This window comes from Variovorax sp. 05N34 (assembly GCF_056397405.1).
The window spans coordinates 674370-692078 of record NZ_JBFTNI010000001.1; the positions used below are offsets into that span (position 1 = coordinate 674370).

General features: G+C 65.4%; 16 protein-coding genes. 7 read left to right on the plus strand and 9 right to left on the minus strand.

What is annotated here, in order from left to right:
* Positions 1 to 19 precede the first annotated feature (19 nt).
* Complete coding sequence (locus AC1DMA_RS03275) at positions 20 to 1180, minus strand: DegT/DnrJ/EryC1/StrS family aminotransferase (RefSeq protein WP_478126558.1); 1161 nt, start codon at positions 1178 to 1180, stop codon at positions 20 to 22.
* A gap of 261 nt (positions 1181 to 1441) precedes the next feature.
* Between AC1DMA_RS03275 and AC1DMA_RS03280 the strand changes: the two genes are divergently transcribed.
* The 3 genes from AC1DMA_RS03280 to AC1DMA_RS03290 are packed head-to-tail and all read left to right on the plus strand — an operon-like array spanning position 1442 to position 3735.
* Positions 1442 to 2347: a S1C family serine protease gene (locus AC1DMA_RS03280; RefSeq protein ID WP_478143210.1), complete on the plus strand. Its 906-nt coding sequence runs from the start codon at positions 1442 to 1444 to the stop codon at positions 2345 to 2347.
* Positions 2344 to 2727 carry a response regulator transcription factor gene (locus AC1DMA_RS03285; protein ID WP_478143211.1) on the plus strand — a complete coding sequence of 128 codons (384 nt, stop codon included), beginning with the start codon at positions 2344 to 2346 and terminating at the stop codon, positions 2725 to 2727. Before AC1DMA_RS03280 ends, AC1DMA_RS03285 begins: the two co-directional genes overlap by 4 nt.
* Positions 2728 to 2742: 15 nt before the next feature.
* Positions 2743 to 3735, plus strand: coding sequence for a S1C family serine protease (locus tag AC1DMA_RS03290; RefSeq protein WP_478143212.1), 993 nt, complete (start codon positions 2743 to 2745; stop codon positions 3733 to 3735).
* Between the two features lie 168 nt (positions 3736 to 3903).
* Here AC1DMA_RS03290 and AC1DMA_RS03295 read toward each other — a convergent pair whose 3' ends face one another.
* The 5 genes from AC1DMA_RS03295 to imuA all read right to left on the minus strand — a co-directional run bounded on the left by AC1DMA_RS03295 (position 3904) and on the right by imuA (position 11920).
* Entirely contained in the window at positions 3904 to 4536 is a 633-nt protein-coding gene (locus AC1DMA_RS03295) for a hypothetical protein (protein ID WP_478126562.1), read from the minus strand.
* A 20-nt stretch (positions 4537 to 4556) separates the two neighbouring features.
* On the minus strand, positions 4557 to 6041 hold the full coding sequence (locus AC1DMA_RS03300) for a hypothetical protein (protein WP_478143213.1): 1485 nt from the start codon (positions 6039 to 6041) through the stop codon (positions 4557 to 4559).
* Positions 6042 to 6395: 354 nt separating this feature from the next.
* A complete protein-coding gene (locus AC1DMA_RS03305; protein WP_478143214.1) occupies positions 6396 to 9752 on the minus strand; it encodes an error-prone DNA polymerase in 3357 nt (1118 codons plus the stop codon).
* Entirely contained in the window at positions 9745 to 11154 is a 1410-nt protein-coding gene (locus tag AC1DMA_RS03310; protein ID WP_478143215.1) for a Y-family DNA polymerase, read from the minus strand. The genes AC1DMA_RS03305 and AC1DMA_RS03310 overlap by 8 nt, the downstream gene beginning before the upstream one ends.
* On the minus strand, positions 11123 to 11920 hold the full coding sequence (imuA, locus tag AC1DMA_RS03315; protein WP_478143216.1) for a translesion DNA synthesis-associated protein ImuA: 798 nt from the start codon (positions 11918 to 11920) through the stop codon (positions 11123 to 11125). The genes AC1DMA_RS03310 and imuA overlap by 32 nt, the downstream gene beginning before the upstream one ends.
* A 106-nt stretch (positions 11921 to 12026) precedes the next feature.
* On the opposite strand from imuA, the gene AC1DMA_RS03320 reads away from it, so the two are divergent.
* From AC1DMA_RS03320 to AC1DMA_RS03335, 4 genes are all read left to right on the plus strand, one after another.
* Positions 12027 to 12863, plus strand: coding sequence for an isocitrate lyase/PEP mutase family protein (locus AC1DMA_RS03320; RefSeq protein WP_478143217.1), 837 nt, complete (start codon positions 12027 to 12029; stop codon positions 12861 to 12863).
* Positions 12864 to 12892: 29 nt separating this feature from the next.
* Entirely contained in the window at positions 12893 to 13819 is a 927-nt protein-coding gene (locus AC1DMA_RS03325; protein ID WP_478143218.1) for an aldo/keto reductase, read from the plus strand.
* Between the two features lie 235 nt (positions 13820 to 14054).
* A complete protein-coding gene (locus tag AC1DMA_RS03330; RefSeq protein ID WP_478126569.1) occupies positions 14055 to 14255 on the plus strand; it encodes a hypothetical protein in 201 nt (66 codons plus the stop codon).
* Between the two features lie 6 nt (positions 14256 to 14261).
* Complete coding sequence (locus AC1DMA_RS03335; RefSeq protein WP_478126570.1) at positions 14262 to 14714, plus strand: DUF1772 domain-containing protein; 453 nt, start codon at positions 14262 to 14264, stop codon at positions 14712 to 14714.
* Between the two features lie 3 nt (positions 14715 to 14717).
* Here AC1DMA_RS03335 and AC1DMA_RS03340 read toward each other — a convergent pair whose 3' ends face one another.
* The 3 genes from AC1DMA_RS03340 to AC1DMA_RS03350 form a co-directional block, all read right to left on the minus strand.
* Positions 14718 to 16088 (minus strand): NAD-dependent succinate-semialdehyde dehydrogenase, encoded by a 1371-nt coding sequence (locus AC1DMA_RS03340; RefSeq protein ID WP_478143219.1) that lies wholly within the window; start codon positions 16086 to 16088, stop codon positions 14718 to 14720.
* 52 nt (positions 16089 to 16140) lie between these two features.
* The gene (locus tag AC1DMA_RS03345) at positions 16141 to 16599 is read right to left on the minus strand and encodes a DUF6496 domain-containing protein (RefSeq protein WP_478126572.1); all 459 of its coding nucleotides are present in this window, start codon (positions 16597 to 16599) and stop codon (positions 16141 to 16143) included.
* Positions 16600 to 16756: 157 nt separating this feature from the next.
* A complete protein-coding gene (locus tag AC1DMA_RS03350) occupies positions 16757 to 17659 on the minus strand; it encodes an alpha/beta fold hydrolase (RefSeq protein WP_478126573.1) in 903 nt (300 codons plus the stop codon).
* Positions 17660 to 17709 lie beyond the last annotated feature (50 nt).

Here is a 17709-nt window from a genome sequence, read left to right on the forward strand (position 1 = left end):
TGCGACATCCCCGAGCGCGTCACTGCAGGACCCGTCGCACCGCCTCGATCACGTCGTCGACATCCTCATCGGTCAGCTTGGCGGAAAGGGGCAGCGAAACCGTCTGCCTGCCCACGCGCGTGGCGTGCGGCGTATCTTCAGGCCGCCACCCGAACGTGTGCTGGTAGTACGGGTGCTCGGTCAAGGCGAGATAGTGCACGCCGATGCCGATGCCCTGCGCGGTCATCGCGTCGAGGAACTCGTCGCGCGCAATGCCGCATCGCGCCTTATCGACCTGGATGCTGAAGAGGTGATGGGCGTGACGCGTATCGGGTGCGATCTCCGGCGGCAGCTCGATGGGCAGGTCGGCCAGTTCTTCCATGTAGCGTTCCCAGATCGCCTTGCGCCGCTGCCAGTACGCCTCGACGCGTGCGAGCTGCTTCAGGCCGATGGCAGCCTGCAAGTCCATCATGTTGTACTTGAAGCCCGGCGCGACGACGTGATAGTGCTTGTAGCCTTCGTCACCGAATCGTTTCCATGCATCCTTGGTCATGCCATGAAGACCGAGCACCTTGATGGTGGCTGCGTCTTCCTCCCTGCGCGCGAACACCATGCCGCCCTCGCCCGTCATGAGGTTCTTCGTCACGTAGAAAGAGAAACAGCCGAAGTCCCCGATCGTCCCGACGTTGCGCCCGCGGTACTCGGTTTCGATGGCGTGAGCGCAGTCTTCGATGACCTTGAGGTTCTGGTCGCGTGCCATCGACATCAGCGTGTCCATCTCGCAAGGGCGGCCAGCGAAATGAACAGGAACGATGGCGCGCGTTCGAGAAGTCAGCTTGGCGCGTACTTGGGAGGGATCGATGTTCAGCGTCTTCGGATCGATGTCGGCAAGCACCGGCGTCGCGCCTGCGTGAATGATGGCGTTGGCCGTCGCGCAGAAGGTCATCGGCGTCGTGATGACTTCGTCGCCAGGCTGGACGCCCGAAGCCAAGAGCGACAGATGCAATGCAGCGGAGCAAGAGTTCAGTGCCACGGCATGCGGCGCGCCGCGGTAGCGGCCGAACTCCCGCTCGAATTGCGCGACGCGAGGCCCGGTGCCCAGCCAGCCGGAGCGCATCACGGCTTCGACTTCACGAATCTCGTCTTCCTCGATCCTCGGCGAGCCGAAAACCATGAAATTGTCTTTGCCGCGCACGGACATCTGGCACCTCCCTCAAGGGTCTGGATCAGCGGATCAGCCAGTGACTTGCTCTTGTCGAGTTGTTTTTAAACGTTATTTCTTAACGTTGGGCTGGCTGCCCTCGTCTTTAACCCCGATTTCGTAACCAGGTTTGTCGGACGATGGCGCTTGATGGCGTCCGCAAGCCGGGTGGTGTGCCCCGGCCGACCCTGACCCTACCCAACAGGGCAGTAGCGGCAAGCCCTTGCGGCTTCACACAATGAAGCCATCTAAGGAGCTCCCATGGCCGATATCCGCGAACCCCCCCGTTCTTTCTCTCTCGAACAACTGTCGGCAGCAATGGCTGACGTCGTCGCCGCCGCAGCCGGCAGCGTGGTCGCCGTGCATGCCGGGCGCGCGCGCACCAGCGGCATTGCGTGGCGCGACGGGCTGGTCGTCACCAGCGAAGAAGCACTGCCTGACGACCTGACGGGCACGACGGACCTGACGGTGCGCCTGCCAGGCGGAGCAAGCACCAAAGCTACGCTCGTAGGGCGCGATGCCGGCACTGACGTTGCGCTGCTTCGTCTCGAAAGTGCTGCGCCTTCCCCGGTCACGTTCGATGCAATGCCGGTGCGCGTCGGTTCGATCGCGCTTGCAATCGGGTCTTTCGACGGCACGCCGACCGCGGCTGCTGGCTTGGTTGCGCTCTCCGGCCCCGCATGGCGCAGCCTGCGCGGCGGCGAAATCGACGCACGCATCGAACTCGGGCTGACGATGCGCCGCAGCGCCGAAGGCGGACTGGCGCTGGATGCGCTGGGCCGTGCCATCGGCATGAGCGTGTTCGGGCCGCGCCGGCGCGTGATCGTCATTCCAGGCGCAACGATCGACCGCGTCGCCGCACAGCTTGCCGCCCACGGGAGAGTGCCGCGCGGCTATCTCGGCGTAGCGCTCCAGCCAGTGAAGGCCGGGCCGGAGGGCATCGGCGCGATGGTCATGGGCGTCGACCGCGACGGCCCCGCTGCGGCAGCAGGACTGCATCAAGGCGACGTGATCCTCGCGTGGAACAACGAACCGCTGCGCAGCGTGCAGACGCTGTTGCGCTCGCTGGGACCCGCCAGTGTGGGCTCCATCGTCAAGTTGTCGCTGCAACGCGCCGGGCAGGCGGCCGAAGCGCAAATCACCATCGGCGAAAGGCCGGCCGATTGACCACGACGAACATCACGGACCCGATCGTGATCGCGGTCGATGTCGAAGACGCCGAATTGTCCGAACGGCTGCTGGCATGGCTTGCGGACGCTCCCGGTGTGCGCATCGCGCGGCGTGGCGAGCCCGCGGATGTCGCTCTGGTTGTGGCCAACGCCAACCCCGAGACCGACTCGAATGCAGATAGCTCCCTGACGCGGCGGGAACTCGAAGTGCTGGCGCTCATGGCCGAAGGCGCATCGAACAAAAGCATCGCGCGACGATTGGGTATCTCCGTCCACACGGCCAAGTTCCACGTGGGCTCGCTGCTCGACAAGCTCGACGCCACCGGCCGCACGGACGCAGTGGCACAGGCCGTCCGGCAAGGCGTCATCCATCTCTGAGGTCATGAGGTCATCATGTTTGACGACAACACACCTTCCATCCACACCAGCGGCGAAGAGGCCGAGCCGGCCCAGGACGCGCTCATCGATGCCTACTCGCACGCGGTCGCAACCGTGGCCGACAGTGTGGGTGCGGCTGTCGTGCGCGTACAGGGCGGTTCCGGGCGCCGCAGCGGTCTCGGCTCCGGCGTGGTGATTGCCGGCGACGGATTGGTGTTGACGAACAGCCATGTCGTCGGCGGTGCGCGCCGGGTTCGCATCGGGCTTACTGAGGCGGGCGACCGGGAAGCCGAAGTCCTGGGCGACGATCCCGCAACCGATCTCGCGCTGCTGCGCGTGGAACTGCCGCGCGGCGCGGCAACGGCGAAGCTGGGCGATTCAAAGGTGCTGAAACGTGGGCACTTGGTGGTGGCCATCGGCAATCCGCTGGGTTTCGAATCGACGATCACCGCGGGCATCGTCTCGGCGCTGGGCCGGTCGCTGCGCTCCCAGAGCGGACACCTGATTGACGACGTCATCCAGACCGATGTGGCGCTCAACCCGGGCAACTCCGGCGGTGCGCTGGTGGCTGCCTCGGGGCTGGTGGTGGGCATCAACACGGCGATGATCGCCGGTGCGCAGGGCCTCGCTTTCGCGGTGTCGAGCAACACGGCGCGCTTCGTGATCGGCGAGTTCATTGCCCACGGCCGCGTGCGGCGCGCGCATCTGGGCATTGCGGCGCAGACAGTCCCCATGTCACGGCGGGTGGCGCTGGCGATTCATTCGGACGCGCACGCGGTGCGCATCGGCGAAGTGCAGGCCGGCGGCGCAGCCGATCTGGCGGGCTTGCGCGTCGGCGACATCCTCATCGCGCTCGACGATGTCGTCGTGCGGGGCGCGGACGACTTGCTGCGGCTGCTGGGTGCCGAGCGCGTTGGGCGACCTGTTCAGGTGTCGCTGCTTCGCGAAGGCAAGCTCATCAAGCGCACGGTGACCGCGCACGAGCGGCCGGCGCCGCCATTTTCGTGAAGACGGCAACCGTTCCCCGCCGCTGCGCTTCTTCGAATCGCGTTGAACTCGGAGCGGTTCGCCGCAACTACCCTTCCTTTTTAGTCATTCAAGCTGCTTTGCGAGCGTGAGGCATCGCGGGAGTGGTGCGCGAAATGCCGGATGGCGGTGCCCGGAAGACGCCGCCGTTTACGGTTCGCAGGTGTCGTAGTTGGGGAGAGTCGTGCTGCTGCCGGAACGTGCTTTGTTGTATTGCATGTAGCGCTCAGCGCGCTGCCGGGTATTTGCGGTCATGGCTTCGATCTTTCCCCCCAACTTGGAGAACTGCGCATGGGGAGTAAATCTGTCTCCACCGCAGTTGACCGCAGCCATGATTTTTTCTCCCGCTAGTTGCACTGCAGCCTTGTCCGTGAGGTCAATGATCAGAGTTTGCTGAATAGCGCTCGCATTCTGCGTAAGCGCCTTGCGCTGCGGCTCGGTCACGTCGAGCGTGCCGATCCAAGTCTCGATATCGTCGCGTACGCCATTCTTGTTGGCGTCCGGCCCTGCAATGTCGGACGAACGATCCAGTGTGGGATAGCCCCCTTTGCGCTCCAGCTGTTCGCTCTGCTGGGCGAGCGTGAGACTTCCCGGCGCAGTGGGCGACGAACCGAATGACGAGCCAGACGACGGTTCGGACGAGCTACCGGTCGATGACGTGGACGAACCTGTGCCCGCTCCGAAGGAGCCTGAGCCACCGCCACTACCGCCGCCGCAGGCCCCAAGAATTGCTGCCAAGAGAACGCCACCGATGAGCGATTTCAAAAATCCTGCCATTTTCATTTTTTCTCCCCGTATAGAACCTAGAGCTTGCCGAGCACGGCCTGAACCATCCCGTTGATCTTTTCCCGCGCCGCACGGGTCGGGTCAAGATAGGTGTCAACCAAGGTATGTCCGCTCAGGTCGCTCTTGCTTGCTGGCAGATTGATGTTGATTGGCGCCACAGCGCTGATGCCCTGAACACGCAGACCATTGATGACGAGATCGATATCGGCCAACAGGTGTTCGCCTCTCTGCGTCGGCGAAGCCGGGGCAACGTGAATCACACCGGCCTTGGTGTCCGGGTGACTGCCGCGAAGCCCGTCATAAGCGCTGTTCACGAACAGATTGCCTTGCGAATGCGCGATGAGCGCGAAGGAATAGTCTTCGTCGGCCAAGCCCCTGAGCTTTTGAAGTTGTGCCGCCACGTCCGCAGCGGTGGGCGGATTGCTGAGCATCTGCGAGTAGCCGCTGAACATCTGGCCCAGCATGGCGTTGAAGGTCGCATCAAACAGCCCGGCCAAGGCCGACGCTCCGTTGCCCAATCCATTGATTAGGCGGGCGGTGAGCGAATCGCCTTCGGCATGTTTGCCGGCGAGCAACTCCCAATAGTGCTCCCACCGGTTATTGAGCACGCCATCGAGTTCATTGCCGCGCTGGATGAACACTTCGGCAATGTCCTGCAAAGCAGTGTTGCCGTTGCCCGTACCGGTTTGGTTATAAAAATTCTCATAGCGCAGGTCTGTGCCTTCGTACTTCAGACCAATAAGTTCCTTGAGTGCTTTTAGACCATCGCTCGCCTGATAGTCTGTATTCCAAACCCCATTGAAAAACCCAACCACAATCGGCGCCATCCTCAGCTCAACTGTCGCCGGCTCGACACAGCCCCGGCATGTGGCGCGGATGGTATCGACGCGTGCCTTCTGAAAGCTCCCCGGAAAGTAGTAAGTCGCGCCGAAACCGCCGCCGTTGTTCGCAAAGCCGGTCGTCGGTGTCAGCGTGCCGGGCACACCCCCACTAGGAATCACCGAGAGTTCGACGGGCTCGCCGGGCGCTCCTCGACCGGACCCGTCGTTGAGGTAGACAGCGACCTTCAACTCGACCGGTTTACTTGCCCCGCCGGGCTTGAAGGTCGTTCTCGAAGCGGTCAACTCGATCCTGCGGGCCAAGATGCAATAGCCTCCGCTCGCCATATGCGGCGTACTCCCTTCCGGACAGGTGCATGTGGTGTGGTCCAGCGACTTGACGTATTGCACGCGCACAGAGCCAAACGGGGGCGGCGCTGTCCTTGGGACGTCGCCGCATATCGGGTTGATGTAGTAGCCAAGATCGCCTGGGGACTCGACCTCGAACCCGTTGGGCGCCGTGAAGGTGCAGATTTGCACGGGTGGGTCTGAGTCCTTCAAGACTGAGTCTGCGCAGTAGGAAGTGTTGGGATTGGCGCAGTACTTGAAGGCACCGCGGAACCCACGAATGAGATTCTGGTTTTCCGCCTGACAGGCTTCTGCCTCCGTGGCGACGTTGAACACGGGTGGTCTTTGTTGCCTATCGGCCTCGTAGAGGTCCAATACTTCGCCATATCTGGCCGGCCATGTCACTGGAGCCGCATGGGCGGCAGTTCCATGCAATGCTAGGAAGGCCACGAATGCCAGAACCACCAAGGATATTGGCGTGCTGGCTGCTGCGAGCCATCTGCGCAATAGGCCGGCATTGCTTAAGGCAAAGCCCCGGGCGGGGCACGCGCGGAAATGCGATCGGCGCTGCGCCGACCGCGAACGGTTCGTCATATTGAATCTCCCTGAATCTTTTTTTTACCGGCGCAACTGCGCGTCGGCGCGGCCACTATAAGCCAGGGACCTCACGCAAAAGCGAGCAAGCCTGAGTCAATGAAAGTCGCGGCTGCTGTTGCTTTGAGCGAGCCTTCCCAGCAGCGGCGTCAGATCCTTGAATCCGGTCGCCACCACATGCCGCACCTCGCCTCCGGTGTCCATGTCGCGCTGCCAGGTGCCCTGCACAGCCAGCAGCTTCGCCTTGAGCACCTGCTCGCGCCAAGTCTCGACCACGTGGCTCCAGACGATGATGTTGACGTTGCCGGTCTCGTCTTCGAGCGTGACGAAGATGGTGCCGTTGGCGGTCTGCGGACGCTGGCGGACTTGCACGATGCCGCAGGCGCGCACGGTCCGTCCGCTGGGCAGTGAACGGAGTTGCTCCGCGCTCATGAGGTTCATGCGCGCCAGCCGCGAGCGCAGGAGCGCCAGCGGATGGCGGCGCAGCGTGAGGCCCAACGATGCGTAGTCGCCGACGATCTCCTCGCCTTCGGACGCAACGGGCAGTTGCAACGCCGGCTCGTTGATCGGCACACCCTTGAGCAGCGCGGGCGCGCGGCGCTGCGCGGTCGCATCCCACACCTGCTGTCGACGATGGCCGGAGAGCGCCATCAGCGCATCGGCCGCGGCCAGTGCCGCCATGTCCTTGCCATCGAGTTCCGCACGAAGCGCAAGGTCTTCGGTGCTGGTGAAAGGCGCCTGCGCACGCGCGGCCAGAAGACGTTTGGCGCCCGCCTCGCTGAGGCGCGAAACGCGCCGTAGACCCAGGCGCACGGCTGGCTGCGGCGCGCGCCCCAGCCGATCGGCATAGCGAGCCTCGGTGCCAGTCGGCATGCGCGGTGCATCGGGCGCGCGAGCTTCGAGGCTGCTGTCGAATTCGCTCGTCGTCACATCGACCGGCCGCACCTCGACACCATGGCGCCGCGCATCCTGCACGAGCTGCGAAGGGCTGTAGAAGCCCATCGGCTGCGCATCGAGCAATGCGGCCAGGAAGCAGGCGGGCTCGTGATACTTGATCCACGAGCTCACCGTTACCAGCAGTGCAAAGCTCGCCGCATGGCTTTCAGGAAAGCCGTAGTCGCCGAAGCCGAGCACCTGCTGGAAGATCGCCTCGGCAAACGGGCGCTCATAGCCCCGATTGACCATGCCGCCGACCAGCTTGTCGTGGAACTTGTCCAGGCCGCCCTTGCGCTTCCAGGCCGCCATGGCGCGGCGCAACTGATCGGCTTCGTCGGCCGAGAACTCGGCCGCGATCATGGCGATCTGCATCACCTGTTCCTGGAAGATCGGAACACCCAGCGTGCGCTCCAGTGCGACGCGCAGTTCTTCCTTCTCGTACTTGATCGGCAGCCCCTGGCGCAATCGATCGCGCTGCTTGAGATAGGGATGCACCATGCCGCCCTGTATGGGCCCGGGCCGGACGATCGCCACCTGGATCACCAGGTCTTCATAGGTGCGCGGCTTCAGGCGCGGCAGCATCGACATCTGCGCCCTGCTCTCGATCTGGAACACGCCGACAGTGTCCGCGTCGCAAATCATGTCGAACACCTTCGCATCGTCCTTGGGGATCTGATACATCTGCCGCGTCGTGCCGCGCCAATGGTTCATGAGTTCGAGCCCACGCCGGATGGCGCTGAGCATGCCTAGCGCGAGCACGTCGACCTTGAGCATGCCCATCGCTTCGAGATCGTCCTTTTCCCACTGGATGACCGAGCGGTCTTTCATGGACGCCTTTTCCACCGGCACCAGGCGCGTGAGCCGCGTGTGCGTGAGCACGAAGCCGCCGACGTGCTGGCTCAGGTGGCGCGGAAAACCCCTGAGCTCCCGCGTGAGCTCGATCCATTGCAGCAGCTTGAGCTCGTCCTCCTGCACGCCCACGCGCTCTGCGGCGGCGCGCAGTTGCTCGCCCAGCACGGCTTCGTCGAACCAGTAGTGGTCCTTGGCGAATTCGTCGACGAGCCGCGCATCGATGCCGAGCGCCTTGCCCACGTCGCGCAGCGCACTGCGGGCGCGATAGCAGATGACGACAGCAGCAATGGCTGCGCGTTCGCGCCCGTATTTTTCATAGATGTACTGGATGACTTCTTCGCGCCGCTGGTGCTCGAAGTCGACGTCGATGTCGGGCGGCTCGCGGCGATGGCGGCTGAGAAATCGCTCGAACAGCAGATGGCCTTTGTCCGGGTCGATCGCAGTGATGCCCAGGCAGAAGCAAACCGCCGAATTGGCCGAGGAGCCGCGTCCCTGGCAAAGAATGTCTTTCGAGCGGGCAAAGCGGACGATGTCCTCGACCGTGAGAAAGAACATCTCGTATTCGAGCTCGAGGATCAATCGAAGCTCGCGCTCGATTTGCAGCGACACCTTCTCCGGGATGCCCGAAGGATATTTGTCGCGCGCGCCCTCCCAAGTCTTGCGCACCAGCGTCTGCGCGGGCGTCTCGCCATTGCCGACGCTTTCGAGCGGGTATTTGTAGTTCTCCCGGATCACCTCGGGATCGAAACGGCAACGCCGCGCCACTTCGAGCGTGTTCGCCAGCATCTCGTCGGTGTAGAGCGCGGCCAGCCGCACGCGCTGGCGCAGATGCCGCTCGGCGTTGGACTGCAATGCGAAGCCGCATTCGGCCACGGTCTTGCCTTCGCGCACGGCAGTGAGCACGTCCTGCAGCGGCTTGCGCGCGCGTGCGTGCATGTGTACGTCGCCGGCCGCCACGAGCGGCACGCCGGACCGCTCGCCGGCTTGGAACAGCGTGACGAACCAGAGGTCGTCATCGAGTTCATTGAGCATCTCCACCGCCAGCCACAGGTTGCCGTCGAACAACGCCTTCGCGGCCGAGAGGTCTTCGTGCAATTGCTCGATGTCGATGGCGCCGCCGGGCTTTCGGTCGGGCACGAAAAGAATCTGGCAGTGCTTCAGCGAAGCGACGTCGCTGCCGTCCCAGGTCACCCGGTATTGGCCTTTGGGCAGCTCGGTGGTTCGCGCGGCGGTGATGAACTCGCAGAGGTTGCCCCAACCTTCGGTGTCGTTCGCGATGACCACGAGCCTGAAGCGATCGAAGCGGAATTCGCTGCCGAACAGCAGGCGGAAATCAGGGTTGCGCGGAATGGGCGGCTCGTCAGGATGTTCGCGCTCGTAGACATCGAGCTTGGCGGGCAGTTCGCGCAGGCCGACGTGCGCACGCACCACACCGGCCACAGAGCATTCATCGGTGATTGCAAGCGCCGTGTAGCCGAGCTGATAGGCGCGCTCCACCAGTTCTTCGGGCGTGGAGGCACCGCGCTGAAAGCTGAAGTGGGTCAGGCAATGAAGCTCGGCATAGCCCGGCAGTCCGGGCGCGGGCGGTTGCCGCTCCGGCTGCGGCAAGGCGTGGACCTCGGCGAGCGTCAGCGCACGGGTTTTCTTGCCGCTGAGTTCAGGCATAGAGACCTTGCAAGTACCAGCGGACCTCGCCTTCGGCAAAGCAGGCGGTCGAGCGCTCGCGGAAGATCCACACCAGGCCGGCTTTGGGGCTTTCGGCGACGTAGTAGTCGCGCACTGCGGGTTGGCCGCCCTCTTCCACGCCGCCCCACCAGCCTGCTTCGACGCGCTGGGGGCCGATCAGCCTGCGCAGCGGTCCTTGGTAGCAGGGGCGCTCGCCATCCATCTCAAGAGGCAGCGGCTCCGGCAACAACCACCCCGGGTAGATGGACTCACCCCCAGGCTTCGCGCACTTCGTGTCGCTTTGCCTACCCCCTTGCAGGGGGCAACACTGGTGGACCGGCGGAGCCGGTTCCACGGTGTTTCTGGAAGGGCGCTGTTTTGGGGCTTGCAGGGCGGGTTGCCACACTTGCATGCGTTCGGGGCGGTGGTCGGGCTGTAGCTTGGGCACCAGGACTTGCTGGGGGCCCAGGCGTGCACTGAGGCGCTCGACCATTTCGTGGAGCTTGTCGCCCTTGCGGTTGTCTTCGGGCAAGAAGCTGGTGCTGGCGCCGGCCCAGGGATCGGTTTCGAGCGAACGCAGGCGCAGCCAGCTTGCGGGGGCGGCCAATGTGGTGAGCGCGAGTTTCTCGACCAGGAGCCGGCGCAGGTGCGCCATGTCCTGCGTGGGCTCGGCAGTGCGCACGGTGATGTTCTGGTGCGGCGGCAGGTTCACGCCGTTGAAGCGCTTGAGGTCGAGCGTCCATTCGAGTTCGAGCGCGCGTGCGCCGCGCTGGCGTGCGCGCAGCCAGATCTGCAGCCCCGCGAGGAGGCGGTTGGCCGACCACATGAGCTCGTTGGCGCCTTCGGCCAGCGCAGGCAGTTCGAGCTTCTGCTCGAAGACGTCGGGCAGGCTGAGCCACGCATGGCTTTCGGGACGCGAGCCCCAGGCGATGTCCAGCGCATTGCGCAAGCCGGTTCCAAAGCGCCGGGACAAGCCGCCGCGCGGCAAGGCGGCCACATCGCCCCAGGTGCGGCAACCCAGGCGCGCGAGCAGTTCGAGGTGCTCGTGCGCGGCGCTCAATGTGTCCAGTGGCAGGCCGGCGGGCATGTCGTCGGGCCGGCGTTCGCCGCGCACGAAAAGACGCAGCCGCGCCAAGGCCTCCAGGCTGGTCGCGCCCTGCGCTCCTTTCAGGGCCGCGTCGGGCGCAGGGTTGGCGCTGGCGAGTTGGCGCATCAGGCCCAGCCGACCGCCCCAGAGTCTTTCGCAGGCGGAGACTTCGAGCATCAGCGCTTCGTCCTGCCAGGCGACGTGCGGCGTGAATTGCAGCGCCCACCAGCCCAGGGCTTCGGTGGGCGGAAGGGGCGTGCCGGCTTGAGGTGGCCCAGCGGACTCAGGCAACCACTGCAAGGCGATCCAGTGCATGGCGTCCTTCCTTCCAGGCCTCGATGTGCACCACGGTGGCGGCATCGTGCGCCGGTGCCGTGCCCTGCTGTTGCAGGCGCAGCTTGCGTCGCAGCCGGGCGGCGGCGAGCAAGGCGCTCATGCGCTCGCTGCGTGCCGGCAGCATCACCGGCGCAGCGAGCGGCGGGCCGCGGCGCTTGAGGATGTGGAGTTCGATCTGGGCCGCATCGGCCTCGCTGCGCATGATCTGCAGCCGCAGCCGCGCCGGAGAGGCCGTTTGTGCCACCGTCCAGGGCCGGCAGACGAACAACACCGCATCGTGCTGCGCGGCAGCCAGCTGGAGCCGCCGCAATTCGCCGACCCGGGCCTGCGGCAACCAGGCCAGCACGGCGCCCACGTCAGCGCAGCGCAGCGCCTGCTCGCAGGCCCACAGCCGCGCGGCTGCGGCCTCGCTCCGGACCCACATCAGCGCCTCGGGCCTGAGGCCGTGCGCGGCCAGCGAGGCGCCGAAGGGCTCGCAGGGTGCGCCGATCAGCACCACCGGCCCGCCCCGCGCTTCCGCCGCCTGCACCAGACCGGGCAGCACCAGCTGCCAGAGCGGGTCTTCAGGCGCGGCCTGCAGCAGTTCCGTCATGGCGCCGACCGGCCAGCCGCCGCCCGGCAACTGGGCGTCCAGCGCAGCGTGGCCGGTCCCGATGACCTGCGCATCGGCGCTGCCGAGTTCGTCGGCATGCCAGACGCCGCGGCCGGCGCCAGCGGAAAAAGAGTCGAGGAAAGGAAGGCCCATGATCAAAAGGTGAATAACTGTATTTTCATCCAGTATTTTCGGCCCTGCAACCGGAAGGACAAAGGAGAAAAGAGAGACACTGGCGCGCCAAAAAGGAGATTTCTTCATGACTTCATCCCCGCAGCTTTCCCAGGCCGACAAGGCCAGGACCTTCCGCGCCCTCCACGAATCCACCGAGGGTTTCATCATTCCGAACCCCTGGGACGTCGGCACGGCGCACCTGCTCGCGGGGATGGGGTTCAAGGCATTGGCCACCACCAGCGCCGGCCTGGCTTTCTCGCTCGGCCGGCCCGACAACGCCATTTCGCGCGACCACGTGCTCACGCATCTTCGAAGTCTTTCGGCCATCGACCTGCCCGTGAGCGCCGACCTGGAAAACGGCTTTGGCGACGCCCCGGAGGAAGTCGCGCAGACCATTCGGCTCGCAGCCGAGGCGGGCGTCGTCGGTGGATCGATCGAGGACGCCACCGGCCGCGCCGACGATCCCATCTATGCCCGCGACCTTGCGGTGGAACGCATTCGCGCCGCCGCGGAAGCGGCCCGCGCGCAGCCCTTTCCCTTCACCCTCACCGCGCGCGCCGAAAACCATCTTCACGGGCGCAACGACCTGGTAGACACCATCGCGCGCCTGCAGGCCTACCAGGAAGCCGGCGCCGATGTGCTCTTTGCGCCCGGCCTGGTCACGCGCGAAGACATCTCCACCGTACTGCGCGAGATCGATCGCCCGCTGAATGTGCTGATGGGCCTGGGCGCCGTCACGCTCGACGCGAAGACGCTGTTCGGACTCGGCGTGCGCCGCATCAGCGTCGGCGGCTCGCTGGCGCGCGCCGCGATGGGCGCCTTCCTGAACGCCGCCAACGAGTTACGCGAGCACGGCACCTTCACCTACGCCAGCAAGGCGGTGAGCCATCGAGAAATCAACGCGATGTTCTCAGCGCATTGAACCGGCGATGACCGGGGCAACGGGCGATGATGGCCAATGACCTTCTCCTCACGCGCACCCAGTTGCTGCGGTTGGGCATCGCGCTCTGCGCCGGCGTCGCACTCCCTGGATTCGCGCAGCAAGGCAGATCGAAGATGAACACTCGCCCCATGCCCTCCACGAAGGAAGCCCTGCCGGTGGTCGGCTGCGGCACCTGGATCGGATTCGACCAGCGGCCCGGCACCGCCGCCTACCAGCAGCTTCCCGGCGTGCTCGAAGCGTTGTTCGCGGCCGGCGGAACCGTGATCGACAGTTCGCCGATGTACGGCCGCTCCGAAGAAACCACCGGCGAATTGCTGGCCGAATCGAAGCAGCGCGACAAGGCCTTTCTTGCGACCAAGGTCTGGACCTCGGGCCGCGAGGCCGGCATTGCGCAGATGGAGAAATCTTTCGAGCGGCTGCGCACCGAACGCATCGACCTGATGCAGGTGCACAACCTCGTCGACTGGAAAACCCATCTCGCCACGCTGCACGGCTGGAAGGACAAAGGCCGCGTGCGCTACATCGGCATCACGCACTACACCGAATCAGCGTACGGCGAAGTCGAAGCCGTGCTGCGTGCGCAGAAGCTCGATTTCTTGCAGATCAACTATTCGCTCGATGCGCAAGGCGCCGCGCAACGATTGCTGCCCCTGGCGGCCGAACGCGGCGTGGCGGTGATCGTCAATCTGCCTTTTGGTGGCGGCGGGCTGCTGCGCAGGCTGCGCGACAAACCCGTGCCAGTCTGGGCGACGGAGATCGGTTGCACGAGCTGGGCACAGGTGCTGATCAAGTTCGTGCTGAGCCATCCGGCCGTGACCTGCACCATTCCCGGCACCAGCCGAGCCGAGCACATGGCCGACAACGCGGCGGCCGGCACAGGGATCTTGCCGGACGCGGCATTCTGGAAAAAGAACCTGGCGTCGTTGCAGATCTAGGCACTGGGCTATCCGACGGATGGCAGCCAGAGATGCACCGTCGCAGCACACTCGAATTCCTCGCGCCTTTCAGGGGCTTGCCAATTGCCGAACATGTCCGTTGGGAGCGTCGCCGTTCCCTCCCCTTCGCAAACCAACTTCGCGGGAGCCAATCATCATGAATCATCGACATCAGCGAGAACGACAAAGCGGCAGGGAAGCGCGAGCGGCGTGCTGAAGATTGAATAGTCATGACATGACCATCCAATGGGACGAGCTCCGGGCCGCGTATGACGAGTGGCGCGCGGAGCGCGACAAGTACGACCGCTGGATGACGGTGCTGGCGGCCGCCGAGCCGTACGACAAGGCCGAGCTGCAGAAAGACATGGAAGAGCTCGATGCGAGGCACAAGGTCTTTCTGGAGAAGATCAGGCCGTTCGTCCGGTCGCTCGCCTAGTTTGCGATGAGCACGAGGATCGTCCAGTTCCTGGCCATCCTGATTGGCGCGCTCGCGCTGATTCCTTCAGGCGCGCACCTGGCTGCGCTTCCGAACAAGATCGGCCTTGACCAGTCGGAGTATTTTCTGGTCCAAGGCATCTATCGCGGCTGGTGGGTGCTCGGGCTGTTCTGGGTTGCGGCGCTCGTGGCGAACATCGTCCTGGCGATCGTCGTTCGCTCGCAAGCCGGACCGTTCTGGCTTGCGCTGTGCGCTGCAGCCTGCATCGTCGCCATGTTCGCGATCTTCGTCGCCTGGACCTTGCCCGCCAATCAAGCGACGCAGAACTGGACCGATGTCCCAGCCCATTGGGAGTCATTGAAACGCCAGTGGGAGTACTCCCATGCGGCAAATACGGCCATCGTGTTCATCGCTCTCTGCCTGGTTGCTGCGTCGGCGCTGTCCTGGCGGCAGGCGTGATGCCTATGCCGCCACCCACACCGTCTTGATGTTCACGAACTCCCTGATGCCGTAGCCCGACAGCTCGCGGCCATAGCCGCTGTCCTTCATACCGCCGAAGGGCAGCCTCGGATCGGAACGGACGGCGTCGTTGACGAACACGCATCCGGACTCGATCGACTCGGCCGCGATGCGCTCGCCGCGGCCCAGGTCGCGCGTGAAGATAGCGGCGCCAAGCCCGAACGAGGAGTCGTTGGCGGTGGCGATGGCCTCTTCCTCGTTGCGCACCGGAATGACCGCCGCTACAGGGCCGAACAGTTCCTCGTCGTAGGCCGGCATGCCCTTCGCAACATCGGTCAGCACGGTCGGCGGATAGTAGGCGCCCGGTCCCTCCGGAATCTTGCCGCCGAGCAGGCACCGCGCGCCGCGCTGCACGCTCTGCTCCACCTGCCGGTGCAGGGCCTCGCGCAAGTCGTGCCGCGCGAGCGGGCCGATTTCCGTAGCCATGTCCAGCGGATCGCCCTGCCGCGCCGCTTTCATTTTCTGCACAAAGCGCTGTTCGAACTCCTGCCGCACCGGCTCGACGACGACGAAGCGTTTGGCGGCGATGCAGCTCTGGCCGCCGTTGACCAGCCGGCCTTTGGTGCAGACGCTCGCGGCGAGCTCGATGTCCGCGTCTTCCAGCACCAGATAGGGGTCGCTGCCGCCCAGTTCGAGCACGGTCTTCTTCAGCATCTCGCCGGCCTTGCGCGCCACTGCGCTCCCGGCCGGGCCGCTGCCGGTCAGCGTGACCGCGCGCACCAGCGGATGCTCGATGGCCGCGTCGACCTGCGCACTGCCGATCAGCAGCGTTCGAAACAGGTGCTCGGGAAGGCCGGCTTCACGCAGGATCTGCTCGATCGCGAGCGCGCAGCCCGGCGTGTTCGATGCGTGCTTGAGCACCGCCGCGTTGCCGGCCATCAGCGCCGGAGCGGCGAACCGGAACACCTGCCAGAACGGAAAGTTCCAGGGCATCACGGCGAGCACAACACCCAACGGATTGAAGGTGACGAAACTCGCGCGCGCCTCCGTGTCGACCGGCTCACGCGCCAGCAGCCGCGCGGCGTTGTCGGCAAAGAATTCGCAGCAGCCGGCACACTTCTGCGCCTCGGCAATGCCGTCGCGCAACGGCTTTCCCATTTCGCGCGCCATCAGGCGGGCCCAGGTGTCGGACTTCGCGCGCAGTATCTTTGCCGCCTCACGCAGGCGCTGCGCACGCTGCTCGAACGATGTACCGCGCCAGGCCAGGAACGCCTGGTGCGTCTTGCCGATGATCTCGTCGACGGCAGCGCGCGACATCTGCGCACGCGTCTCGAGCTTTTCGCCGGTGGCGGGGTTCATGGATTCGATGGCCATGTGGCTGGGCTCCTTCCGGGTGAATGCAATGCGCCGGCCGGGCAGCGCCCGGTTACCTGCCGGCCTTGTGCGCGGCCCGTGTCCGAGCCGCCTTGCGCGCCGCTGCCGAGCGCTCTGCCGCGGTGCGCTCCTTGGACACGGCCTTTGCATGGCGGGCCAGCGCCGGCTTCGACGCCGCTGCCGGGCTCTCGTGCTGCAGGGCGCCGATGGTCGCGCGCGAGCGCTTGCGCGACACCTTGGCATCGGGCTTGCGGCCGGCTTCCAGCGCATGCTGCGCGCTGTGCCGCGTTTTCTCGGAAGCTTCACCCTTCTTGGGCGGAGGCAGGTCGACGCCGGCGCGCCGCGCCTTGGACAAGCCGATCGCGATGGCCTGCTCGGGCGAACGCGCCCCGTGCTTGCCTTCACGGATGTGCTCGATCTCTTCCCGAACGAACTCGCCGGCCTGCGTGGTCGGCGCCTTGCCTTCGCGCTTGTCGCGCCTGGCGCGCTCGATGGTTTTCTTCTCGGGCATGGTGGATCTCCTGCAGTTGGAGTTTCCGGAGCGGCGCGAAGGGCTTCGCACTCCGCTGCCACGAACGATCACTCTAGGCCGACGATCCGCGGCGCGTGTAGGGCGCCGCGAGCGCATCGGTGTAGGCCCCCAAGCTACCCGGGCCCGCAGCTCGGATCTACGCAAGAAAGCGCAGCAGCAGCGCGTTGACCTCGGCCGCGCGCTCGAATTGCACCCAGTGCCCGGCGTTTTCGACCACCGCACCTTCGCGCAACGGATGACCGGCAACGAGCTTCTCCACCAGAGGACGCGCGTCGGCCGTGACGTCGTGCTCGCCCCAAATCAGCAACTGCGGCCCGCCGATGGTCTCCAGTGCCGCCTGCAGCCCTCCGGAGAGCGAGATCTCCTTGCTGCGAAAACGCGTGCCGTGGCAGGAGATGTCATGAATGGCAAAGGCCAGCGCGTCGATGGCCGCCCTGTCGTGCAGCATCAGCGCGGCCAGGTTGTGCAGCAACGCGGCGCGTTCCTCGTCGCGATCCTCTGCGGCGCGCCAGTTGATCATCTCGACGGTCATGCGGCGCAGGGTGCCGTGCCCGCCGCTGCCCATGAGCACCAATCGCCGAATGCCGCCGCGCCGTTCGCCGAACTTCGATGCGACCAAGCCGCCGAAGGAGAAACCGCCGAGGTCGATCTCGCTGCCCGCGCCGACAAGGCTGTCGAGCGTCGCGCCCAACGCGCCGAGCACCACATCCAGCGATGACTGGCCGGGCGCCGGCTCCGGCGGAGTGCCTGAATCATTGAAGCCCGGCAGATCGGGCAGCCACAGCGTGTGTTCGGCCGAAAGCGCCTCGATATTGCGCAGCCAGTGCATCCAGCTGCCGTGGCCGCCGTGCAGCAGCACCAGCGGCGGACGCGAATCGTCGGTGCCGAAACGCCGCCACCGCATGCGGACGCCGTCATGCTCCACGTCGTAGTGGGTGGAAAGCGCGTCGACGCGCTCGATCAAGCGGACGGCGTCCGCCTCGGCTTGCGGTTCAAAGGTCGAGTAGTAAGGCACCGCCCCATTGTGACGCGCCGCCACTCCCAGCGCCGCGAGGAGACCTATTCGCAGGCACCCGCGGAACCGGCTTT